22 protein-coding genes are annotated in these 24,757 nt (G+C 37.4%); 7 read left to right on the top strand and 15 right to left on the bottom strand.

What is annotated here, in order from left to right; all coding sequences use genetic code 11:
• From ACN6MT_RS15775 to ACN6MT_RS15740, 8 genes are all read right to left on the bottom strand, one after another.
• Entirely contained in the window at window positions 1-687 is a 687-nt protein-coding gene (locus ACN6MT_RS15775; RefSeq protein WP_419886999.1) for an urease accessory protein UreF, read from the bottom strand.
• Window positions 680-1,135: an urease accessory protein UreE gene (ureE, locus tag ACN6MT_RS15770; protein ID WP_419886998.1), complete on the bottom strand. Its 456-nt coding sequence runs from the start codon at window positions 1,133-1,135 to the stop codon at window positions 680-682. Before ureE ends, ACN6MT_RS15775 begins: the two co-directional genes overlap by 8 nt.
• A gap of 11 nt (window positions 1,136-1,146) precedes the next feature.
• Entirely contained in the window at window positions 1,147-2,859 is a 1,713-nt protein-coding gene (gene ureC, locus ACN6MT_RS15765) for an urease subunit alpha (protein WP_419886997.1), read from the bottom strand.
• Window positions 2,860-2,861: 2 nt separating this feature from the next.
• Window positions 2,862-3,185, bottom strand: a complete 324-nt coding sequence (locus ACN6MT_RS15760) for an urease subunit beta (protein ID WP_419886996.1) — start codon at window positions 3,183-3,185, stop codon at window positions 2,862-2,864.
• Between the two features lie 22 nt (window positions 3,186-3,207).
• Entirely contained in the window at window positions 3,208-3,510 is a 303-nt protein-coding gene (locus ACN6MT_RS15755) for an urease subunit gamma (RefSeq protein ID WP_419886995.1), read from the bottom strand.
• Window positions 3,511-3,685: 175 nt separating this feature from the next.
• A complete protein-coding gene (locus tag ACN6MT_RS15750; protein WP_419886994.1) occupies window positions 3,686-4,534 on the bottom strand; it encodes a creatininase family protein in 849 nt (282 codons plus the stop codon).
• A gap of 44 nt (window positions 4,535-4,578) precedes the next feature.
• A complete protein-coding gene (locus ACN6MT_RS15745; protein ID WP_419886993.1) occupies window positions 4,579-5,889 on the bottom strand; it encodes an MFS transporter in 1,311 nt (436 codons plus the stop codon).
• Window positions 5,890-6,103: 214 nt separating this feature from the next.
• Window positions 6,104-6,859, bottom strand: a complete 756-nt coding sequence (locus ACN6MT_RS15740; protein ID WP_419886992.1) for a helix-turn-helix transcriptional regulator — start codon at window positions 6,857-6,859, stop codon at window positions 6,104-6,106.
• 220 nt (window positions 6,860-7,079) lie between these two features.
• Here ACN6MT_RS15740 and ACN6MT_RS15735 point away from each other — a divergent pair, with 220 nt between their 5' ends.
• The 6 genes from ACN6MT_RS15735 (at window position 7,080) to gnd (ending at window position 14,246) form a co-directional block, all read left to right on the top strand.
• Entirely contained in the window at window positions 7,080-7,637 is a 558-nt protein-coding gene (locus ACN6MT_RS15735) for a CBO0543 family protein (protein WP_419886991.1), read from the top strand.
• Window positions 7,638-7,815: 178 nt separating this feature from the next.
• Window positions 7,816-8,919, top strand: a complete 1,104-nt coding sequence (locus ACN6MT_RS15730) for a hypothetical protein (protein WP_419886990.1) — start codon at window positions 7,816-7,818, stop codon at window positions 8,917-8,919.
• 213 nt (window positions 8,920-9,132) lie between these two features.
• Window positions 9,133-9,864: a GntR family transcriptional regulator gene (locus ACN6MT_RS15725; RefSeq protein ID WP_419886989.1), complete on the top strand. Its 732-nt coding sequence runs from the start codon at window positions 9,133-9,135 to the stop codon at window positions 9,862-9,864.
• Window positions 9,857-11,398 carry a gluconokinase gene (gntK, locus tag ACN6MT_RS15720; protein WP_419886988.1) on the top strand — a complete coding sequence of 514 codons (1,542 nt, stop codon included), beginning with the start codon at window positions 9,857-9,859 and terminating at the stop codon, window positions 11,396-11,398. Before ACN6MT_RS15725 ends, gntK begins: the two co-directional genes overlap by 8 nt.
• 22 nt (window positions 11,399-11,420) lie before the next feature.
• The gene (locus tag ACN6MT_RS15715) at window positions 11,421-12,767 is read left to right on the top strand and encodes a GntP family permease (RefSeq protein WP_419886987.1); all 1,347 of its coding nucleotides are present in this window, start codon (window positions 11,421-11,423) and stop codon (window positions 12,765-12,767) included.
• A gap of 78 nt (window positions 12,768-12,845) precedes the next feature.
• The gene (gene gnd / locus ACN6MT_RS15710; RefSeq protein ID WP_419886986.1) at window positions 12,846-14,246 is read left to right on the top strand and encodes a decarboxylating NADP(+)-dependent phosphogluconate dehydrogenase; all 1,401 of its coding nucleotides are present in this window, start codon (window positions 12,846-12,848) and stop codon (window positions 14,244-14,246) included.
• Between the two features lie 610 nt (window positions 14,247-14,856).
• On the opposite strand, the gene ACN6MT_RS15705 is transcribed toward gnd, so the two are convergent.
• The 5 genes from ACN6MT_RS15705 to norA all read right to left on the bottom strand — a co-directional run bounded on the left by ACN6MT_RS15705 (window position 14,857) and on the right by norA (window position 21,036).
• A complete protein-coding gene (locus ACN6MT_RS15705; protein WP_419886985.1) occupies window positions 14,857-15,042 on the bottom strand; it encodes a histidine kinase in 186 nt (61 codons plus the stop codon).
• Between the two features lie 143 nt (window positions 15,043-15,185).
• Entirely contained in the window at window positions 15,186-15,905 is a 720-nt protein-coding gene (prsW, locus tag ACN6MT_RS15700; RefSeq protein ID WP_419886984.1) for a glutamic-type intramembrane protease PrsW, read from the bottom strand.
• 138 nt (window positions 15,906-16,043) lie between these two features.
• The gene (locus ACN6MT_RS15695; protein ID WP_419886983.1) at window positions 16,044-17,078 is read right to left on the bottom strand and encodes a flavin-containing monooxygenase; all 1,035 of its coding nucleotides are present in this window, start codon (window positions 17,076-17,078) and stop codon (window positions 16,044-16,046) included.
• A gap of 60 nt (window positions 17,079-17,138) precedes the next feature.
• Entirely contained in the window at window positions 17,139-19,277 is a 2,139-nt protein-coding gene (locus tag ACN6MT_RS15690; RefSeq protein WP_419886982.1) for a heavy metal translocating P-type ATPase, read from the bottom strand.
• 568 nt (window positions 19,278-19,845) lie between these two features.
• Entirely contained in the window at window positions 19,846-21,036 is a 1,191-nt protein-coding gene (gene norA / locus ACN6MT_RS15685) for a multidrug efflux MFS transporter NorA (protein WP_419886981.1), read from the bottom strand.
• A gap of 106 nt (window positions 21,037-21,142) precedes the next feature.
• Between norA and ACN6MT_RS15680 the strand changes: the two genes are divergently transcribed.
• Entirely contained in the window at window positions 21,143-21,970 is an 828-nt protein-coding gene (locus tag ACN6MT_RS15680; protein ID WP_419886980.1) for a MerR family transcriptional regulator, read from the top strand.
• Between the two features lie 144 nt (window positions 21,971-22,114).
• Here ACN6MT_RS15680 and ACN6MT_RS15675 read toward each other — a convergent pair whose 3' ends face one another.
• Both ACN6MT_RS15675 and ACN6MT_RS15670 read right to left on the bottom strand, forming a co-directional pair.
• On the bottom strand, window positions 22,115-22,894 hold the full coding sequence (locus ACN6MT_RS15675) for a response regulator transcription factor (protein ID WP_419886979.1): 780 nt from the start codon (window positions 22,892-22,894) through the stop codon (window positions 22,115-22,117).
• The gene (locus tag ACN6MT_RS15670) at window positions 22,891-24,693 is read right to left on the bottom strand and encodes a cache domain-containing sensor histidine kinase (RefSeq protein ID WP_419886978.1); all 1,803 of its coding nucleotides are present in this window, start codon (window positions 24,691-24,693) and stop codon (window positions 22,891-22,893) included. The genes ACN6MT_RS15675 and ACN6MT_RS15670 overlap by 4 nt, the downstream gene beginning before the upstream one ends.
• Window positions 24,694-24,757: the final 64 nt, after the last annotated feature.

Below are 24,757 nucleotides of genomic sequence, written 5' to 3'. Positions count from 1 at the left end.
TCATGACATAAAAATTCGAATATTAACACGTTCGTGCCTCATTTGCGATAACTCGATACCGGGTGAAACAATACCAAAATCTTCTTCATCCAACTGCTCGATAGCACTAGCGGCATCCAATAAAACAGGTTGAATCTCACGAATGATTTTCTGTCCAGCTGTCTGGCCCAAAGGAATACCTCTTACTGCATTTTGAACGAGACTGGATACGACAGAATACAGATAAAATAACACGGTTGTCGATTTGGATACGCCAAGATTATGAGCAACCATTGTAAAAACAATAGCTGGGTGACCAAATGACTTTTTTTCTGTAATTCGTCCTCTATAAAGCAAAAGGGCAGGTATATTATATAAGGACTGGACAAGTTCTAACATCCGTTCCCCCATCCTCATGCTGCCCTCCCTCGTTTCACGAGGCAAATTTTGCACGGTTAACATTCTATCCAATTTCCATACCTTTTGGAAATCTTCTTCCTCTAATGCTTGGTACACAAGGTCACAAGCCAGCCCATCAGAATAAATCAGCTGTTCCTGAATAAATACCTGCAGCCATTGCGAAAATGTTTCTACATTATGTACCGTATTCTCTTGGATATAACTTTCAAGTCCATAGGAATGACTAAAGGCACCTGTAGGAAAGTTGGAATCACATAGCTGAAAGAGTGCAAGAGTTTTATCATCCATGGCTGTGTCCAATATGTCGAAAAGCCTGTTTTACTTTTCGCTTTTCACGTTTGTAGGGAATCTCCAGTTCATTTAATAGTTCCTCCACAAGGTAATCGTATTGAACCATCATGCTATCATCTTCAAATTGGGCTGGAAGGTGCCTATTCCCTAACTGATGAGCGATGTTCCCCATTTCTTTGATACTCCGGGGGGTGATGACTAATAAATCGTCTGCAACCACGTCAATCACAATCATATTTTTATCATCCATATAGAGTACATCTCCAGCAACAAGATCACGTGGATCTTTTAATCGAATCCCGATTTCCCGTCCGTGATCAGACGTCACTCGTTGAATCCGTTTTACCAAGTGATCACTCTCAAGGTATACTTTTTCGATATGCCTTCTAATAATTTCTTCCTTTTCCATGTGTTCAATATTGGTTTCGACTCTTTCAATTAGCATACTTTCTCACCTCAAAATAGAAAATAACGTTGCGCCATCGGCAGTTCTTTTGCCGGTTCACTGGTAATCAGCTCTCCGTTGACTCTAACTTCATATGTCTGCGGGTCAACAGATAGCTCAGGGGTTTCCGAGTTTAGCTTCATGTCTTTTTTCGTTAACTTTCTGATTCCATGTACCGGCATAATCATTTTTTCTAACCCAAGCTTTTCATGAACCTTGTCCTCATAGGCCGCCTGCGATAGGAAGGTAATGGATCTTTTTTGCAAAGCTTTACCTGTAGAAGCATACATAGGACGGCTAATAATTGGCTGCGGTGTTGGAATCGATGCGTTCGCATCCCCCATCATTCCGTGAACAATCATTCCGCTTTTGATAACCATCTCTGGCTTTACACCAAAAAACGCTGGATTCCAAATCACTAAGTCTGCAATTTTCCCTACTTCAATGGACCCGACATAATCGGAAATTCCATGGGTAATCGCAGGATTGATGGTATATTTTGCAATATAACGCTTTGCCCGATTGTTATTAGAAAGCTTATTATCCCCTTGAAGATAACCTCTTTCTTTTTTCATTTTATCGGCTACCTGCCAGGTTCTTAGAACTACCTCACCTATTCGTCCCATTGCCTGTGCATCGGAGCTCGTCATGCTAAAAATGCCCATATCCTGCAGAACATCTTCGGCCGCAATGGTTTCCTTTCTAATCCGTGAATCCGCAAAGGCAAGATCTTCGGGAACGGATGGATTCAAATGGTGACAAACCATCAGCATATCTAAATGTTCATCGACGGTATTAATCGTATAGGGCAATGTAGGATTCGTTGAAGAAGGCAATACATTCATGAAGCTGGCCGATTTAATTAAATCAGGCGCATGACCGCCGCCGGCACCTTCTGTATGGTACATATGAATGACTCGGTCTTTTAAAGCTGCCATTGTATTTTCAACAAAGCCAGATTCATTAAGGGTATCTGCATGTAGTGCCACCTGGACATCATATTTGTCAGCAGCCTTTAATGCATAATCGAGTGCTGAAGGTGTCGCACCCCAGTCCTCATGAACTTTTAATCCAATTACACCTGCCCTAATTTGTTCGGCCAGTGGTTCCTCCGTTGCTGCCTGCCCTTTCCCTGTTAAACCAACATTTATAGGCAGACCCTCGACCGCTTCAAGCATGCGGTGGATATTCCATTCTCCAGGAGTAACGGTCGTCGCTCTTGAACCGGCAGCTGGCCCAGTTCCGCCGCCAATTAAGGTGGTAAGTCCTGATGTTAGAGCCACCTCGACTTGTGCTGGATTGATAAAATGAACATGGGTGTCAATTCCGCCGGCGGTTACAATCATCCCTTCACCAGCGATAATTTCAGTTGAAGCCCCGATGACGATATCGACTCCATCCATTACCAATGGATTTCCCGCTTTGCCAATGGCAGCTATTTTTCCATCACGAATCGCAATATCTGCCTTGTAAATACCTGTATAATCTAAAATGACCGCATTGGTAATAACCGCATCAGGGATGCCATCACCGCGAGTAACGAGAGGATGTTGTCCCATTCCATCACGAATGACTTTACCGCCGCCAAACACGACTTCTTCACCATACGTGGTATAATCCTTTTCAATTTGAATGATTAATTCGGTGTCCGCTAACCGAATAGAATCTCCCGTAGTCGGACCGAACATTTGGGCATATTGCTTCCTCTGCATTTCAAAACTCATTGTTAATTGCCCCCTTCTAAAGCCCCGTCGGTTTTATTGTTAAAGCCATAAACCTTACGTTCGCCTCCAAAAGGAACCAGCTCAACTTCCTTTTCATCACCCGGTTCAAAACGGACCGCTGCACCGGATGGAATATTTAACCTTTTTCCATACCCGTCTTCTCTGTTAAATTGTAAGGATTCATTTACTTCAAAAAAATGATAGTGTGAGCCGATTTGAACTGGCCGGTCACCTGTATTGGTAACCTTCACTCGAAAAAGGTCTCTTCCCTCATTGCAAATAATCGGTTCCTCTTTTAAAAATAATTGACCTGGTTCCCATTCCATTCGGGTGCCCTCCTGCCTGTAGTTAACGTATTGGATCGTGCACAGTTACTAATTTTGTTCCATCAGGAAAAGTAGCTTCTACCTGAATATCGTCAATGATATCGGCAATTCCTTCCATTACATCATCTCGTTTCAATATGGTAGCGCCATATTCCATTAGTTCTGCTACGGTTTTCCCATCTCGGGCACCTTCTAATACTTCGTAAGTAATGAGTGCGACTGCCTCAGGGTAATTTAACTTCAATCCTCGATCCCATCTTCTTTTTGCGAGATCAGCTGCCACAACAATCATAAGTTTGTCAATCTCACGGGGTACTAGTAACATCACCCATCCTCCTTCACTAAGTTTTTTTAAAATTTTCCACCTGCTATATAATTGTCCAAGTATGGTAAATTTAAACAAAATATAGTTCCTTGAATTTTATATTTCACGGAGTATTTTTAAAATTAAATAAGCCGCACGAACCCAAAGGTTCACGCGACTTATTATTTGCATCTTACTATTTTTCCCCTGGTAAATATGCCCCATATTTAGGAAGAATCGTTTCCTTCGTATAAACATCCACTTGACGAAGTGTTTCAACGATCGCCGGCATATCCAATGCCTGTACAAGTTCATTAATCGCTTGAACACCCCTACCAGCAAATACTTCTCTTTCTTCTAGTGTCGTCAAAAGTGGTGTAACCATATGATCAGATGGTTCGTTAAAGTAAGAACCTACTGCTCCGGATTGATAAGCATATTTCCCTAATAGATTACCAGGATTTTTATTCATCCCTGCAAACATATGCTGCACATTATACGTAACAGAATGGGATTCAGTTACATTCAATGGAACATCTTCTAATCTACCTAAAACTTTATATGCACCAATGGTCATCTCATGAAATGAATTCATCAGTTTGAAATTGGCAGCTTCTGCAGCTTTTAATACGTCCATGTACAGGATTGGTACTTTTGTTTCATCAAAGAAATCACGAACCATGCCACTGACTGTCATATGGGCCGGACCATGACTAGTAATATAGACTTGTCGCCTAAAACCTTGATTTAGTAAAGACTTTGCAATTTTATCTAAATAAGCCATCCCGTCTTTTATGCTCATTTGAACCGTTCCACGGCCAACAATCGTTCCGCCTGGGAAGAAATAAGGCAAGTTGTGCAAAACAAGCCCATCTGATTCTTCCGCCATCTTTACAGCAATCGCTTCCGCTAAAACAGTTTCAGAATCGAGCGGCAAGGCTCCGTGAGTTTCCGTTACTCCAACTGGAACAAATATTATATCGTTCCGATTTAAATAATCTTCAACTTCCCCATTTGTTAGTTTTGAAAGGAATCTAGTACGCAATTTATATTCTCCTGCCTTTCTTTAATTAAGGAGTTGCCTTATTATTAAGACGCCCTTCTTTCTTTTAATACTGCATACATTTCATTTGTTCTCTTTGAATTTAGGTTAAAGATTAAACCAACACCAATTAGGATGAGAATAAATGCGACAACTGGCATACCTGTGTACATTTTTAAGATCCCTTCTGCCACCTCTTGTGGTTGTGACTTTGCACCAGAAACAAAGCCAACCCAGCCTAAAGAGTAACTTCCAATCGCTGCGCCTAATCCCATTCCTACTTTACGAGCGAAGGAATAGAGGGAATAAAGGGTTCCTTCAATTTTCTTTCCGGTTTTGTATTCTGTATAATCGATACAGTCTGTAACCAAAGCCCAAACCAGGATAACGAACACGGAGGAACCGATTGTTGCGATATTGTATAATGCTGCAAATACATATACATTTTCAAACGTAATAAGTGTCATTAAAGCGGATGCTGCTAAACTGAATGCTGATGTAGCAAGAATTAAGTTACGTTTATTGAATTTTGCTACTAGTTTTGGAATAACAATGAATAACGCAAGGATAATTCCCATGCTGATGAATGAGTTGATGGCAAAGGCACTAGGCATGTTATAATACTCTGCAAATACATAAGCAGCTAAAGTAGCAACACCAGAAATAATTAAGGTAGAACCAAGAGTTGCAACCATCATACCGATTAATGGTCTGTTGGAAAATGCCTCTTTAAACGCATCCTTAAAATCGTAATCAGGCTTAGCTCCAGCAGGTTTTTCGTCACGGATACGTTCCGTTGTTAATTTTACAAGCCCTGTATAGGATAATAATGATAAAATACTAAATACAATAGCAATATAGAAAAATGCCTCTGGAACGATATTTCCAGCTTTATCATAGATGAACATAGGAACAAACGATAAGAATCCTACGCCAACAATCATACCGCCAATAGAACGGGCACGAGATAATTTTGTACGTTCAACAGGATCATTCGTGATTACAGATGCTAATGAACCATACGGAATGGCATCAGCCGTATACGCAACACAGAAGAATAAATAAGCAGCTACTACCCAAATATGAGTCGCGGTAGATCCCCAACTTGAGATATCAGCGAAGGCAATTAAACAGGCTGCTGCTAGTATCCATTTCGAAAAGCTAATCCAAGGCAAGAACTTATCTCCGCTTTTTCCTATTCTATATCGGTCAGTAATCGTCCCCATAAAGTAAGGGCTTACACCTAATACATAGGTACAAAAGACAATAAAGAAAGACCCAATATACAAGTTAACGAAACTTCCACCAACATCTCCCAGCATATACCCCACCTGGTCTTTTACTCCAAACTTTTTCATGATCAACTCTCCCCTTTTTTAACCGTTTACATTTTAGTAAAAAAAAATTGATTCGGTTTCTATCTGTAAGCGCTTCAGCTGGTACTTGAGTATTAGTATACATCTGATAGTAAAAATACTTTTGCACTACAATTGCATGTTTTTATAGTATAATTGCAAAAATTTAAACAAAAAAATGGTACATGATTTTTCATGCACCCTAAATACATATTTATTAGTTATTTCTTAGCTTCTTTTTATACTCAACGGGAGTTATTCCTTCTACCTCTTTGAAAAGTTTAGAAAAATACTGAGAGTTGCTAAACCCAACCATAATGGCAATTTCCGTCATCGAAAGATTGGAGAAAAGGATCAGTTGTTTTGCTTCTTTTATTCTCCTCAAATTTCGATAATGACTAATGGTCATTCCTTTTTCTTTCTTAAAGGAACGCATTAAATGGGAGGGGTGAACATGTAACTTTCCTGCCATTTCTTCCATCGAAATGTCCTCCGAAAAATTCATTTCTATATAGTTTTCTGCTTTCTCTACAATTGATACGTTATCACTTTTAGTTTTTCGGATGGTTGGGTCGGAATACTCTGTTATCATATTTAAATGAATCATATCTAGTTCAGCTAAGGTTTGGGTGTGCTCAATCATGATGGCATATTTTTCCGATATAAAGTGGCATTGCCATGCACTTAACCCTCCCTTTTCGGCAACATAGCTATAAAGTGTATTATGGGATAAAAGGATATTTTTATAGGAGCGGAGTTTATTATTGGGGACTCTGTTAAGAATGTTTAATTGTTCATCGCTAAATTTTAGGGTACCTTCCTTTTCATATTCAGCTAACAAATCACGATCACTCGTTTGGATTCCATAGAGTAATTTTTCCCTAAGCTTATGGACAGCTTCCATGTATTCGGGCGTAGGTCCATTTCGATGTATATTTGAACTTGGAGTATCTGATTGTCGATGTTCCTTCATTTAAGTCCCTGCCTTATGCACTTTGCAAAAAATTGTATCATATTATAGTATTTTACGCGACTCTTTATATTGAGCAATGGGGGATCCCATGATGAAATATAGTATTAAATACACCGGGTGAATGACCCCAAAATGTGTTTTTTTAAGAGCTCACCACATAAATTAATCCTTAACTGAAAAATATATACTATTACTATTTTTTTGGGGAGATGTTAATAATATGGCATTTGAAAAGGGGCTTGCTGAATCAGAAAAAGCTTATAACCAGTTGCATGAGGTTAGTTCTTTATTTGCAAAAATAGTGAGGGAAGACTTTCTGTCAACATGGCAATGGTGGTTTGGTCTCGCTCTATTTATAATTCCTTGGATTGTTTGGTTTAAATTCAGGAAGAAAGACAGTTCAGGTCGTCTCCTTTTAGGTGGCCTACTAACGATACTCATTTCACTATCACTAGATCTTGCTGCCTTGTCTTTAGGGCTTTGGTCATATCCTATGGTCATTATTCCTCTAGCACCGTTTTTATTTTTACCCTATCACTTTTCTTTGGCACCCGTTGCGGTAATGTTCGCTTTACAAATAAAACCAAAAATGAATCCCTTATTAAAAGGCATTATATTTGCCTCCATTGCTGCTTTTGGAGGTATGAATTTCTTTAATGCCATAGACTTCTATAACCCTAAGAAGTGGTCCACTTTATATGATTTTATTATTTTTTTCACTATTTACTATGCGGCTTATTTGGTTACAAAAATGGAGTCCTATACTAAATTAAGTTAGGTTAGTGAAGGAATACTTCATTAGGTTAAGTACAATCAGGGTCAGTCCCTCGGTGAAATAAAGGTTTAATCCGCCGGGGCACTGACTCCCTAATATTATTGACGCGGAACATTCGTGCTGACCTCTAGATTTATTAATGATATACTAATTAAATATTGAAAATATAATGGTGATAAGTGTGGTTTATTTATTAATCTTGATTCTCCTAATTGTTTGTATTACTTTCTTTTTCACTTTTAAAAAAATATATATTCGAACTTCTACAATGGCGATTGTTATGGCCCTTGGGATTGTTACACAAGGCGTTCTATTAAACTACTTTGGCATCCAGTTCTTCCAACATATATTTGGCAAAATTCTATGTATTATTAACCTAACCCTATGGTTTGGCTTCATTTTATCTTTTTTCATAGCAAGTTTGGATGGGAAATTTAAAGACATCCATTATTCCAATGTGATTAACCGTTTTGGGATTGGTACATGGGTTGCTGGCACCTCTATAAGCGGCATTTTATTTTATAAACAATTTTCCCACTGGGGATTTATTTCTGTCATTATTGCTTTTATAAATATTGTGCTTTGGATTATTTATATTGGGATCAGTGTAAAAACTTTTATAGAAATTTCTCGAACAAAATCTTTTCAGAATGTCCACGGCATTCTTCTGTTAACCACGGTCAGCACACAATCGGTTGTCCTTTTGCTTAACACTGTTATCAAAAATTTTCCGGATATCTTAAACCTCTCTTTACTAATTACTGGATTTTGTTTTTATTTGGTTTGTGTTTTTTTTATCCTATCAAGATACATAAAAAATTCTTGGTCAATTGAAATGGATTGGAACAATACGAACTGTATATTACATGGGGCGTTATCCATTTCTGGGGTTGCCAGTATTTTCACAGGCGTCATCAGCCTTGATCTCATTAGAGTGATATGGAGAACTGCCCTAATTACCTTCATTGCGGTTGAGACTATTGAACTCTATAGGCTTTTCAGGCGGATCAAACACTATGGGTTTAAAGAGGCAATCTTCGTTTATGATGTGACGCAGTGGAGTAGAGTTTTTACTTTTGCCATGTTTTATACTTTCACATCCCTTATCCATACTCATTTATTGATCGAATCCTTTGTTATCGACACCATCCTTAAGATGGGCGTGTGGGTAGTAATCCTTCTTCTTATGGTAGAACTCATGCTTAGTTTACGTGATACTATAAAAACCTTTAAACAATCATCAAGACAATTGAATAAAGTAAATTCAAACTATTTCCATTCTTAACTTAACATAACCCTCACAAAATGGTTGTTTCAACCAATATGTGGGGGTTTATTCATGAGGTAACGCTATAATGCAGTTTGATTCAGGAGTTGTGACTGTATAAATTTACCTGCCCCGTAGTTCAATATTATTAAAAAATAGCGCTTGCATATTTTGAAAATCCCATTATAATACTTGTATACAAGTAGACTTGAATTAAATAGAGGTGAGTTTATGGCCGAACAAAAGGAATTTCTCTATCCTGTAAAATGGCTTTCTAAAGCTTCAGCTGGAGACCGTGTTACCTACGAACTTAGAATGCGCATTATTTCGGGCATGATTGAAAGCGGTACCGTCTTATCTGAAAATAAATTAGCTGCAGACTTTGCTGTGAGCCGGTCACCTATCCGTGAAGCATTAAAGACTCTTGCTTCTGAAAAGATTATCCGATTAGAAAGAATGGGAGCCACTGTAGTAGGTTTAACTGAAAAAGAATATGCAGAAATTTATGATGTCCGTATCCTGATCGAAACATTTGTATTTGAACGTCTTGCAAGCATGGAATCGACTGAATTAGTCATGGAACTGAGTAAAATACTTGAGATGATGAAAATCGCCATAAAATACCAAGATGCGGATGAGTTTTCTTATCAGGATGTCCTATTTCATGAAACGATTATTCGGGCAATTAATCATTCTTACATCCTGATGATCTGGGATAATTTAAAGCCTGTGATGGAGAGCTTAATTCTCCTTTCTATGCGCAGTCGTTTTAAAGAAAAGTATGAAGATTTTACCAGAATCATAAATAATCACCAACTATACATTGAAGCAATCGAAACAAAGAATCGAGACCTGATGGTTAAATCGTTACATCAAAACTTCGATGATGTTCAAGAGAAAGTTGAAGATTTGTGGAGGTCTCAAATGAGGCTTTTAAAAGGAGTCGAACAACAAAATGACTAATTATATGTTAGGTGTAGACATCGGGACAACCAGTACAAAAGCCGTTTTATTTTCGGAAAATGGCAGTGTCATTCAAACAGAAAATATCGGTTATCCGCTTTTCACACCCAATATAGTAACGGCAGAACAAGACCCTGAAGAAATTTTTCAGGCAGTTTTGACAGCCATTTCGTCAATAACGAAAAAACATTCCAATAAAAAACCATCATTTATTTCATTTAGCAGTGCGATGCATAGCGTTATTGCAATGGATGAAAATGCCCAGCCACTCACACCTTGTATCACCTGGGCTGATAATCGAAGTGAAGCGTGGGCCCACAAAATTAAAAATGAATTAGATGGGCATAACGTATACAAACGCACCGGAACACCGATTCACCCGATGTCACCGCTATCTAAGATTACCTGGATTGTCAATGAACGTCCTGAAATCGCTGTTAACACACAAAAATATATCGGTATAAAGGAATATATTTTTAAGAAATTCTTCGATCAATATGTTGTCGATTATTCCCTGGCTTCCAGCATGGGGTTGATGAATCTGAAAAACCTAGATTGGGACGTTGAATCCCTTGAAATCGCTGGTATTACACGTGATCAATTATCGAAGCTCGTTCCAACAACTAAGATTTTTACCAACTGTGATCCTGTTTTAGCCAACCAGATTGGGATCGACTCACAAACACCTTTTATTATTGGGGCAAGTGATGGAGTCCTTTCAAATCTAGGTGTAAACGCTATCCGTAAAGGAGAAATCGCTGTCACCATTGGGACAAGCGGTGCGATTCGAACAATCATTGACAAGCCGAAAACTGATGAAAAAGGAAGAATCTTTTGCTATGCCTTAACAGAAAAACATTGGGTGATTGGCGGACCGGTAAACAATGGAGGTATGGTCCTTCGTTGGATACGAGATGAATTTGCATCTTCCGAGGTAGAAACTGCCAAACGACTCGGAATCGATCCATATGAAGTCTTAACTAAGATCGCCGAACGTGTAAGACCTGGTGCTGATGGATTGTTATTCCATCCATACCTCGCCGGGGAACGTGCACCATTATGGAATCCCGACGTGCGCGGTTCATTCTTTGGTTTAACCTTGTCACATAAAAAGGAACATATGATTCGAGCAGCTTTAGAAGGTGTCATATTCAATTTATACACAGTATTTTTAGCCTTAATTGAATGCATGGACGAGCCTGTTACCCGAATCCAAGCTACCGGTGGATTCGCAAGGTCCGATGTTTGGAGACAAATGATGTCCGATATATTCGAATCGGAAGTGGTGGTTCCAGAAAGCTACGAAAGTTCGTGCCTGGGTGCTTGTATTTTAGGTTTATATGCCCTAGGAGAAATAGATTCATTTGAGAGTGTTTCTGAAATGATTGGCAGTACCTATAAGCACAAACCGAAAGAAGAATCGGTAAAAGAGTATAGGCAATTGCTGCCAATCTTTATTAATCTATCAAGAGTATTAGAAAATGAATATACACAGATTGCAAACTATCAAAGAAGCTTACTAAAAAACAACTAGATAAACATCAGGAGGAAATAAAATGCCATTAGTTATAGTAGCATTGGGAATTATTGCATTATTAATTTTAATCATGGGCTTGAAATTAAACACCTTTATTTCATTGATCATTGTATCTTTTGGAGTAGCTTTAGCACTTGGAATGCCACTAGAGGAAGTGGTTAAAACCATCGAAGCCGGATTAGGCGGAACACTTGGACATATAGGTTTAATCTTTGGACTTGGAGCCATGCTTGGAAAGTTAATCGCTGATTCAGGCGGTGCGCAGCGGATTGCGATGACTCTAGTAAAAAAGTTTGGCGAAAAAAATACCCAATGGGCAGTAGTAGTTGCTTCATTTATAATCGGTATCGCGTTATTTTTCGAAGTAGGATTAGTATTATTGATTCCAATTGTCTTTGCGATTTCAAGAGAATTAAAAGTTTCCATCTTGTCACTTGGTATTTCCATGACAGCAGCTTTATCGGTGACACACGGTTTCTTGCCGCCGCATCCAGGACCAACTACGATTGCTGGTGAACTTGGTGCTGATATTGGTGAAGTATTACTTTATGGTTTCATTTGTGCAGTTCCTACGGTAATCTTAGCTGGGCCAGTTTTTACAAAAATTGCGAAAAAACTTGTCCCTGAATCCTTTACAAAAATGGGCAGCATTGCCTCATTAGGTGAACTAAAAACATTTAAGCTTGAAGATACACCTAAATTCGGCATCAGTGTATTTACTGCTTTACTTCCTGTTATATTAATGTCAATTGCAACAATTATTACCTTGCTGCAAAAAACATTGGGCTTCGAGGATAATATTGTACTAGCAGTGATCCGATTTATCGGTGAAGCTGGTACGGCTATGTTGATTTCGCTATTATTTGCTGTTTATTCAATGGGTATCGCAAGAAAAATCCCTATGAAGGATGTCATGGAGTCTTGTACACAAGCCATTCTGCACATTGGTATGATGCTGTTAATCATTGGAGGCGGTGGTGCCTTTAAGCAGGTATTAATTAACGGCGGCGTAGGTGACTATGTAGCGGAATTATTCAAAGGGACTGCAATATCACCGATTATCCTCGCATGGATGATCGCTGCAATTTTACGTATTGCTTTAGGATCTGCAACCGTTGCTGCTTTAACGACAGCTGGTTTAGTGATTCCAATGTTAGGACAAAGTGATGTTAACCTTGCTCTGGTCGTTCTTGCAACAGGTGCCGGAAGTGTCATTCTTTCCCACGTAAACGACGCTGGTTTCTGGATGTTTAAAGAATACTTTGGTTTAAGCATGAAAGAAACCTTTGCAACATGGACCTTGCTGGAAACGATTATTTCCGTAGCTGGATTAGGTTTTGTACTATTATTAAGTTTGTTTGTATAAACCTTCCAGGCAGTAAATCTTCACTTTTAAAGTGAGGGTTTTACTGCCTATTAATTTGATATAAAGGAGCATGAATATATGTTAAATACAATTGGTGTCATTGGTTTAGGAGTAATGGGCAGCAACATAGCGTTAAATATGGCGAATAAAGGCGAAGAAGTCGCTGTATATAATTACACAAGAGATTTAACGGATCAGCTTGTAGCTAAATTGGACGGGCAATCTATCCATCCATATTATGAAGTTCAAGATTTTGTTCAGTCCTTAGAGACGCCAAGACAGATATTTCTAATGGTAACTGCAGGTAAGCCGATCGATTCGGTCATCCAAGCTATACTCCCCCATCTTGAGTCAGGCGATATCATCATGGATGGCGGTAACTCCCATTATACAGATACGGAGCGCAGATACGATGAGTTGAAGTCGAAAGGAATCGGTTATTTAGGAGTTGGGATTTCTGGCGGTGAGGTCGGAGCGTTAAATGGACCATCTATCATGCCAGGTGGTGATAAAATCGTTTATGAAAAAGCAGCTCCGGTACTGACAAAAATCGCCGCTCATGTAAATGGTGACCCTTGTTGTACCTATATCGGTCCAAAAGGAGCAGGTCATTTTGTAAAAATGGTACATAATGGAATTGAGTATGCAGATATGCAACTAATTGCCGAAGCCTACACATTTTTACGAGAAAAATTGGAATTATCCGTTGAAGAAATAGCTGGAATTTTTGAAACATGGAACGAGGGCGAACTGAAAAGTTATTTAATAGAAATTACAGCAGAAATTTTACGAAAAAAGGATGAAATAACGGGGTTGCCTCTGATTGATGTGATTTTGGATAAAGCCGGCCAAAAAGGAACGGGTAAATGGACGAGCATCCAAGCCATTGATAACGGCATCCCTGCATCGATTATTACCGAGTCATTATTTGCCCGCTACATCTCTTCTTTAAAGGAGGAAAGGGTTCATGCCGAATCGATCTTATCAGGGCCTAAGAACGTTCAGCAGCCATTAGATAAAAATGAATGGATTGACTACATTAGACAGGCATTATATATAGGAAAAGTTTGTGCATACGCACAAGGATTTACTCAATATAAAATGACTTCTGAACTTTTAGACTGGAATTTACCATTAAAGGATATTGCGCTGATTTTCCGCGGTGGATGTATTATCCGGGCAGAATTCTTAAACGTCATCAGCGAAGCCTATCATGAACAAAGTGATTTAGCGAATTTATTAATCTCCCCATATTTTGCTGAAAAAGTTCAAGACTATCAAATGGGCTTGCGTAAAGTAGTGTGTGAGGGCATTAATGCTGGAATCTCCTTCCCATGTTTAAGTGCTTCACTTACGTATTACGATAGCTATCGAGCTGGACGATCAAGTGCAAATATTTTGCAAGCACAACGTGATTATTTTGGTGCCCATACCTATGAACGACGTGATCTAGCGGGAGTGTATCACACCAACTGGTAGACTTAAGAACATTAAACCGCTCCAGGAATTTGAGTAACGGGATAAACTTTTAAAAAGCATGTTAAAAAGGCATAGAGTTACATATATCTCTATGCCTTTTTTACCAAAAGAACCCAAGTTGTACAAGTTCATTTGACACTAAAGCGAGTATTGATAAATAAGCGGAGAAAATTCTTCTAATTAGGAAAAAACACTGAAAAGAGCTTAAATAGACGGAAAGATTCCGGCTATTGACTCGATAAACGTGAAAATGATTCATTTTTATTTGCTTAAGCGGAAAACCTCCGCTTAAATTCCCCGAACCGAGCTCCATTCACTAGTCTAACCGGAAAATCTCCACTTATTTAAATATCACTTCTTACTCCAATTAAGGATAAGACTTCTTATGTATCAAAAAACCAAGTGAACATCATTTGATGCATTGCAGGTAGCCTTCTATCTGCGGAGTCTCCCCAGCCCCACTAATCCTGAAGCAGTCTACATGCCCGTGTTTTCTTATATATGAATGATTCATCCTGAAACCGAACTAAAGAAATACAAAAAAAGAGTTTTTCTTTTACGAGAAACTCTTTCTGATACACGCCCATATGATCGTGATAAGAGGGAATAATTATTTTGTATGATCTTTGTCAAACCTAAATAAAAAGAACGAAATGATCCCAGAAAAAATACCTGCACCTACAGCAATAAATATTCTAGTCATAATGTTAATTTCAGAGTAATCCTTTCCAAGCATCCACAACGCTATCACCACTACAATAATCATAATCGGAATTGTAACCGGGAATTTTTTCATATTAATTTACCTTCCATTCTAAAGTCTTTATCTAAATATAAAATAATATCATTTTTTACAATAACAAACGTGTATAGAATAGAACCTATACACGTTTTGAAAATTCCTTTAAATTTCAGACGGCTTCGAAACACACTATCTATCTACTTATAGGTAGGAATTATTCCTTTCCTGACATTAGGCTTAAATGGTGTTCTGTTAATCGACTTCTTTTGGAAATGATTATAGCTTGAAATTTCTGCTAACTGTACTTTTTTCAAACCGAACCACCATAAGAACATCATATAAGGAGACATCGTAAACCATGATCCTTGGTTTAACAATAAAAAATTAAATATCCCATGTAATAGGGCTGGAATCAATAAAGATAACAGGAATAAAGGCCATTTTAATCCTTTTGAAAACTTTGCTTTGCTAATATAATACCCCATAATAACGCCGAACAAGGCATGACTTGAAACAGGCAGTAATGCACGTGTTAGCGCAAATTCCATCCCATTATTCATCAAATACAGTATATTTTCGGCGGTTGCAAACCCCAAAGATATGGAGGTACCATAGACAATACCATCAAACGGCTCATCAAATTCGGAACTCTTGTATGCAATGAAAAATAAGATTGACCATTTAAAAAATTCCTCTATCAAACCGGAAGAAAAAATCGCATAAATAGAATCATATTGAACAATATTTTCTACTTTAAGAATATATTCAAAAAATGCAATCGGAATGATGATCAATGCACCATAAAAAAACGTGTTTAATACCATCGATACTGGTTCTGGTTCATACTTATCTTTTAAATAAAAATAACTCAATAATGCTAAACCAGGGGCAATACCAGCTAATAGAATTCCTAACATTTACAACCCCCTAGGACATTTAAAATATATGTATAATAATACCCTAAATACAGCCGAATTGAAACAGCTTCAATGGTATGGAACACTTTTCTCATGTACATTTAGATTCTTTCTTAGGTATTTTATACTTTCTCTCCATTAAAATAGCTTCTTGATTAAATACTCAGCATCATATCCAACACCATGTAGCAAGGCTGAACCTCTTCGATATTGCCAAGGAAGCCCTAAAAAGCAGAGACCCTTCATGGTTGTAATGCCTCTATTATGTAACGGCGTCCCCACCTCATTAAAAATCGAAGGAATATTAATCCAACTATAGTCTGACTTGAAACCAGTGGACCAAATAACATTCGACACTTCTAAACTGTTATCATTTTCGAAGAATACTACGCTTCTATCAGCTGAAGTTACTCTTGGTTTAAGAATGATATCTCCACTTTTGAGCTGTGACCTAAGCTCGAAGCCAAAAATTGGATCTGGCTTATTCTTGATAAATTGTCCTACTTTACTATTTACATTTGCCTTTAAAACTCCCAATTTATCAAACCACCAAAATATACTTTTGGAACCTATGTCCTGTGGTAAATATCTTATTGGCTGTCCAACCGAAAGGTAAACGTTTCTAACGTGTGAAATTTCAACGGCTATCTGTGCCCCTGAGTTCCCTCCTCCTACAACCAGTGTAGTTCCATGCTGTAATTGACTAGGGTTTTTATATTGTGAGGAATGTAGTTGTTGGATTTTTTCGGATAGATGTTGTGAAAATTCTGGTATGTATGGTTCTTGGAAAGGACCTGTCGTTACAATCACGTTTTTACATTGATATTCACCTTGGTTTGTGTACAATCTAAAACAATTTTCTTCTTTGTCCACCTTTGTAACAGTGGTATTAAGCTGAATAGGAATTGAAAATACCTTTGCATACAACGATAAATAATCACTGATTTCATCTTTTGTGGGGTACTGTTTCTCCTCTCCTTTTAATGATAAACCTGGGAGTGAACTATATGTACGTGGTGTAAACAATGTTAAGGAATCGTATCGATTTTTCCAACCGAGACCGATTTCACTTCCTTTATCTAAGATAAGGAAATTTAATTTTGTCTTCTTTAAAAAATAGCCCATTGATAATCCGGCTTGACCTGCACCTATAACTAAAACGTCATAAAGCATGTTATTTCCTCCTCAAAAATAGACAAAAGGCCTCCAAAACGTCAGGAAGCCAGTTTATGTTTATTTGTCTTTTACCCTAAGAAGCCGTAAGCCATTTAATGTGACAATAAGAGTTGCACCCATATCGGCGAATATAGCAATCCATAGTGTAAGCCAACCTGGAATAACTAATAGTAAAGCCAACAGTTTAATTCCTAACGAGAACGTGATGTTTTGTTTTATAATCGTTAATGCTTTTCTACTTAGTTTGACCGTAAACGGTAATTTTCCGAGATCATCTGCCATTAAAGCAATATCTGCTGTTTCAAGAGCTGTATCTGTTCCCGCTCCTCCCATTGCAATCCCCACTGTAGAAGCAGCAAGTGCAGGCGCATCATTTACACCATCTCCAACCATTGCGACACGGCCATATTTGCCTCTTAGTTCTTTGATGAATGTCAGTTTATCCTGTGGAAGTAATTCTGCTTGTAAATCAGAAACACCTACTTGTTTTCCAATCGCCTTTGCAGTTCCAGCGTTATCACCTGTTAACATGATTGTTTTTTGAATGCCTAATGTGTGGAGTTTTTGAATTACATTTTTACTATTTTCTCTTAATACATCAGCAACCGCAATCAACCCTATCACTTCGGTTGTTGTCCCTGCTGCCATAACGGTCTTTCCTTGATTTTGCAGTTCAGAAATTTGGGATTTTAGGTTATTTGGGATTCCATTTAGTAAGATTCCCTCAAATAAATTAGGGCTTCCTACATAATAGGTCTCACCATTAATCATTCCTTTAATGCCTTTTCCTGTGATGGAGGAAAAGTCTTCAATTAAAACACTTTGGTAAGGTAAGTTTTCCTGTTCTGCCTCTTTCATGATGGCAGAAGCCAATGGGTGTTGAGAGCGATTTTCTAATGCAGCAATAATGGATAGAAGCTCCTTTGAATCATTATCTTGCTGTGGAAGGAAATCTGTAACAGCTGGAATACCTCTTGTTAGGGTACCTGTTTTATCAAAAGCGATTGCTTTAATGGCCGCCATTTCTTCTAAATGAATTCCGCCTTTAATTAAAACCCCGTTTCTAGCTGCATTACCTATAGCCGTTACGATTGCAACAGGAGTTGAAATAATTAACGCACAAGGACAACCTACCACTAGAGCTGCCAAACCTTGATAAATCCATTTGTCCCAATCTGCTCCAAAGAGACTAGGTGGTACCACTGCTACTCCTAATGCTACTAGCATGATAAGTGGAGTGTAATATTTTGCAAATCGATCCACAAATGCCTGAGAAGGTGCTCTTTCAGCCTGAGCCTCTTCGACTAAATGAATAATCTTTGCAATCGTCGTATCGTCAACATGCTTGGTTACCCTAATTTCAAGTAATCCTTCTTCATTTAAAGTTCCAGCAAACACTTCGTCATCAACCGTTTTTGCAGCTGGAACAGACTCACCTGTAATCGCTGCTTGATTAACAGCTGATAACCCTTTTACAACGATTCCGTCCATCGCTATTTTTTGCCCAGGTTTAACAATCATAATGTCGCTAATTTGAATATCGTCGACTTCAACCGTTATTTCTTGATTCCCTCTTCGAATCAATGCTTCTTTAGGAGCAATATCCATTAATGAACGAATCGACTGACGGGCTTTATCCATTGAGTAAGACTCAAGGGCTTCACTTATGGCAAAGAGGATTACAACCGTAGCCCCTTCGCCCCATTCCCCAATAAAAGCCGCACCAATAACAGCAATGGTCATTAAGGTTTTCATATCAAACTCTAAACGAATTATATTCTTTAATCCTGTACGAAAAAGGCGGTAACCACCGATTAAAATAGAAGACCCATAGGCTAAAATGGAAGAAATACTCTCCTCCCCATTCAGTTCCGCTGAAATCCACCCAATAAGTAAGAAAACCAGCGAGGCAATAACAGTTGAATGTTTTTGGAAGAATGGTTCTTTTTTCTCTTCAATTTTTTGTTTTTCAGGGAAAACTTTTATGTTTTCAAAAGCTCCTGCTTTTTCTATTTCCTTAATGGTTGTTGCTCCATAAACGGTAAGTTTAGCAGCACCAAAGTTTACACTTGCATCAGAAACACCATCCAGGTGTTTTACGTTCTTTTCGAACTTTGTCGCACAGCCTGCTCAGGTGAATCCCTGCACACGGTACACAGTTTTCTCATTTGTTTTTTCCAAACTAGCATTACTCATCAGTTTTGCCTCCAATTGGTGAGTAAAAGTATTTACTCTTATCATTCAAACGTTCATTTGATTATAGTATATACAAATGGCTTTTCAATGGTCAAACAATTATTTGAATGTTTTAATAAAATTTGGTTATTGTCTTTTCACCTCAATCCCCTACCTGAATTCTATATTCTAGATGTGTTTTTTATTTCTTTAAAAGTCTTCATACCTGCCAAAATGCACCTGTGAATTCTATTCCCTTACCTGCATAGTTTCCTTTTTATTAATTCCATACCTCAGCTTAAAGCTAAAAAGGGTAGGCGGCTACCTTGTATTGGCGTCTATCACAAGCATTTCGACCATTGTTAAACGAGTTTTATCTCCTACTCAACTTTAAACTGCTCGCTAAATTTTCTAATTCAACGGTTGACGCTGACACGAGTATACACCACTTAATATTCTAATTCATATGGATCCCTACTTGACCGAACAAATCCCTTTTTTTCTTTTTCAGTCACATAGGAGCTCTCCACTTGACCGAATAAATCCCTTTCATATAAAGAAAAAAGATTGAAAGCCTTCGCTTTCAATCTTATCTTGAACCAGCCTTCACTTCAAAAGAAGAACGATTTGCTTGTTTCTTCCAGAATAATGTAATAACGATTCCTAATGTTAGTATGACCGTTGCAAAGTAGTATGGGTAGTTGATATCAATATCAAACAGTATCCCCCCTATAATGGGCCCACTGATATTGGCTAAACTAGTATACATCGAATTCATTCCTCCAACGAAACCCTGTTCATTCCCAGCTATATTTGAAAGATAGGAAGTTACTGCCGGCCGGAATAAATCGAACCCTACAAACACAATAAAGGTAACAAGTAAAATAGAGAAATAGGAATGAACAACGGTCATCAAGAAGACCAATACAGCTGATAATAATAAACTGTAGCGAATCAGTTTAATTTCTCCCCAAATTCGTGTAAGCCGTTCAAATAATATTACTTGTGACAGTGCACCAAAAATGGCCCCACCAGTGATCACAATGGCGATATCGGATGGTTTGAATTGAAATTTGTGGTCCACAAATAGACTAAAGAATGATTCAAAAGCGGCCAATCCAAATGAGGCAATAAAAATTAAAATAAATGCAAGGAAATATTTTGGCGCAATCATACGCTTGATGCTATTCTTCATTCCTGAGACTTTTTCATAATTTTCTTTAGAACGATTTGGCTCAGATAAGAAAATAATTGAAAGAATAGCAGCGGTGGCACCTAGAGCACCAGCGAAATAGAACGGTATACGTGTTCCAAATTCCGCCAAGAAACCACCGATACCCGGACCAATGATAAACCCTGTACTTATGGCAGCCGACATATACCCCAGTGCTTTGGGACGAGTATCCAAATTTGTGATATCAGCAATATAAGCAGTAACCGCTGGCATAATAAATGCGGCACTAATTCCACCTAAAATACGAGAGATAAATAACATTTCAATTTCTTTACCGATACCAAATAAAAACTCCGAGAGGCCGAAAATAAACAAGCCGATGACAATCATTATTTTCCTGCCAAATTGATCTGCTGCTTTCCCCGCAAATGGTGAAACAATCAATTGTGCAATAGCGAAGGCTGCCGTTAAATAACCAACTGTTGTTCCTGTTATGCCTAATTCATTCATCAGCGTTGGTAAAACTGGAATCACAAGTCCAATCCCCAAAAAAGCAATGAATAAATTCATTAATAATAATCCTAAGGTAATTTTTTGATTCTTCATCTTCTACATTCTCCTTAACAAAACGATCCCATTGTTTAATCATTGTTTTACAATTTCCATCGTAGTGTATATAGTTACTATATAGTCAAGGGTGGTGCTGTAAAAAATGAGTAACAAGAATGGAAAATATTTAACCACGGGCGAATTCGCTAAGCTTTGTAAAGTAAACAAACAAACACTTTTCTATTACGATCAAATTGGACTTTTGTCTCCGATATTGAAAAATGAAAAAGGGTACCGTTATTATTCAATTCACCAAATAGAGTTATTCTTTGTTATCGATTTATTAAAAGATCTTGATATGTCGCTTAACGATATTCAACTCTACATGCAGAATAAATCTCCTGAAAGTTATTTGTCGTTAATGTATCAAAAGAGAGAAGAGATTGTGAAAAAACGTCAGGAGATTGAAATGAAGGAAAAATTTATCGAGGCACAAATAGCATTAATAGAAGAAGCTTCCCAGCTGGATTTTAATAAGGTGACGCTAGAGCCATTACCAGAAGCTACCCTATATCTAAGTAAAAACATTGAAAATATAACGGAAGAGCACTTTGTAAAAGTTGTATCAGATTTCCTAAATGAATTAAACGAATCACATCTTGATACTGGATATCCCATTGGTGTTATCACGAAAAGAGAGCAAGTATTAAAAGGTGAATATACGAATTACAGTTATTTGTATATCGAACAACCAAATCCAAGGGATGGTCATCCGTATTTTAAAACCGTGAAAGGTGATTTTATCATCGGCTATCATATCGGTGATGAGAATTCCATACATCACACATATAAGCGGCTTTTTTATGAGATGGAAATTTTAAATGTAGCCATAGGAGAATATGTTTTTGAAGAGTATATCTATGATTCCGTAGTAAAGAATCATAAGGAGCAATATGTCACCAAAATAATGATTCAAGTGGACCAGTCGTAAACAGATGAAATGTGATAGAGGGTTATGTATGAATTATAATAAACAAAGGCTTCCCAAACCAATCGGGAAGCCTAAAGCTTTAAACAAAGTATATCGTACTCCAATTCGTTTCTTCGCTACTAACCTGCTTTTTGTTGGTGTTCATTAAGTAGTATTCTTAACACTTACTTTATCTTGATTTTTATATGATCTTGGAGATATCCCATAAAACCGTTTAAATGTTTTTAAAAAATAACCTTTACTTTCAAAGCCTAACTCATACGCTATCTGCTCTACCGGGTTTCCTGACTGGTCTAGTAATTCTAGGGCTTTTTCCATTTTTACTCTTGTCACATATTCAACAAAACCTTCTCCCGTTTCTTTCTTGTACATCCTGCTGAAATAGCTAGAGTTTAAATGTAAATGGGCAGCAACATCTGTCAAAGAAATCTTCTCTCCAAGATGGGTTTGTACGTATTTTTGTGCTTTTAACACATCGTCATTTCTAGTGGTCCTTTCTAGAAACTTGGTGACTATGACGTGCTGATTATTTGTATAACGTTCTTGGTCCAACTTCTGCTTTAACCTATCAAGAAGAGCAATGATATTCGTTTCCTCCATGGATTCTTTTAAAATATAATCATAGGCCTCTAACTTTATCGCTTGTTGTGCGAAGGTAAACTCATCATGGCAAGAAAGGATGACATTATAGGAGGTGATATTCGTTTTTTTCAGTTGCTCAATTAATTCAATTCCATTTAGTTTTGGCATGCCAATATCAGTTATCAATACATCAAAAGGGTTTTCTTGCATAAATGCTAAAGCCTCATTACTATCTTGAAAACTTGCGACTACTTGGAAGTCATAGTCCTGCCATGGAATCACTTTCTTTAGGAATTCAATTACGATTACATCATCATCTACCAAAACTACTTCATACATCATAACCACCTCTTATGTACTGGAATTTGAAACGTTAACGTTGTTCCTTCACCTTCCATACTGTCTATCCTCAACTGAAATGCTTCCCCATAAATCAATTTCATCCTTTGGTAGACATTTTGTACTCCTATTCCGTTAAACGATTTACTACTTTTTACAGAATCATGACCATTTTGATGGAAAATCTTTTTTCGCAATCCTTCAAGTGTGTGCATATCCATACCTTTACCATTGTCGGTAATAATTAGCTTCAAGTACGTATCAATTTGTTCGCTTGCAATAATCTTAATGGTTTCTTTCCTATTATTATTCCCATGAATGATTGCATTTTCAATAATGGGTTGTAAGAAAAATCTTGGTACTTGAAAACTAGAGGCAGCTTCGTTTACATTGATTTCTAATTCCACATCATGTTGGTGACGAAAATTCATCAAATCTACATAATGCTTTACAATCGTTAACTCTTCCTCTAGTGGAATAAAAGCATTATTACGATTAATCGTCATTCGGAGGAGTGCGGATAATGAATATATGAGTGAAGCACTGCCAGAGTTACCCTCCATTTTGATTTTTAAACGAATCGCATTTAATACATTAAATAAAAAATGTGGGTTAATTTGTGCTTGAAGCATTTCTAGTTCAGCATTTCGTTTCGCTTCCTCTTGTATTTTTATCTGTTCAATCATTTCTTCGATGGTGTCCAGCATATGATTAAAGGAATGGCCTAACTGAGCGACGTCATTACTTCCAGATAAATGGATCCTAGCAGTTAAATCACCCTGTTTGATTGCTGTTGTCACATGATGTAATTTTGTAATCGGTTTTGTAAACTCACGTACAAGCATGATAAGACCAATTAAAAATAGAACTAAAAAAGCACCTTGGATTAGGATAGTTGTTCTCGTTACCATATTGATTGACCCAATGGTATCTTTATATGGCACGAGACTGACCAATCTCCAATTTGAATAGGACACTGGGTAGGAAACCAATAAATGTTTCTCTTTTTCATATTCTACAATTTGATAATTTTTGTTTGAAACGTCGTATTTTAATGTCGTTCCTACCTCTTTTGTATTTAAACTAGAATAGATATCGCCTTCCTTATTAGTCAAATAAAATTTTGCTCTCTTTTCACTTTGAAATTGACTAAAAAGCTTTTTAATCTCACTTTCTTTTAAACTAATAATCAGATAGGAATTTAAGTCATTAGACCTTTGAATTCTTCTGCCAATGGTAATGAGATAGGGAGAAGTAACACTCTCAGATTTAATGTATGTGCGATGCGCGCCCAGCCAATAAGTCTGATAAAAATTTAAATGATCCAATTTTTCAAACCACGGTTTTTCTTTGAATTGTAAAGGATTAAAATCAATTTGAGAATAATTAGTATAATATAAGTCATTTTTATACAGTATCGTAATATACAGTGGCATTAATAAATCAGTTATACCAGCCAATTCATTTGATATTTGAATATAGTTAAGAGCTATTTCTTGCTTTACATTTGAAGAATTGGGATCGATTAATTCATGGGATTTTAGTAACTGATTCATGTTCGGATCAAATTGAATATAATTAGAGGTATACATGATATCATCGAAAATATTCTTTATACCTAATTCTATCATTCTTAAATCATCTTCTGATTGCTTTGCTGCACGTAGTTCTAATACGTCTTTCGTTACATAATTGGAGACGATATAGGTACTAAGCCACGGAAATAAAATACATAGAATGACAGCAATGCTTAATCTTGTTCTAAGAGACATTTGCTTTATTTTTTTCCATAAAAAATTCACTGATTGTCACCGCTTCCAATAGTCAAAACAACAAAAATAGAGAGAAAACAGTTGTCTTCTCTCT

This window comes from Neobacillus niacini (genome assembly GCF_048572935.1).
GTDB classification, from domain to species: Bacteria; Bacillota; Bacilli; order Bacillales; family Cytobacillaceae; genus Neobacillus; species Neobacillus niacini.
Note: the sequence above shows the minus strand (reverse complement) of the source record. Positions and strands in the feature narration are given on the sequence as shown.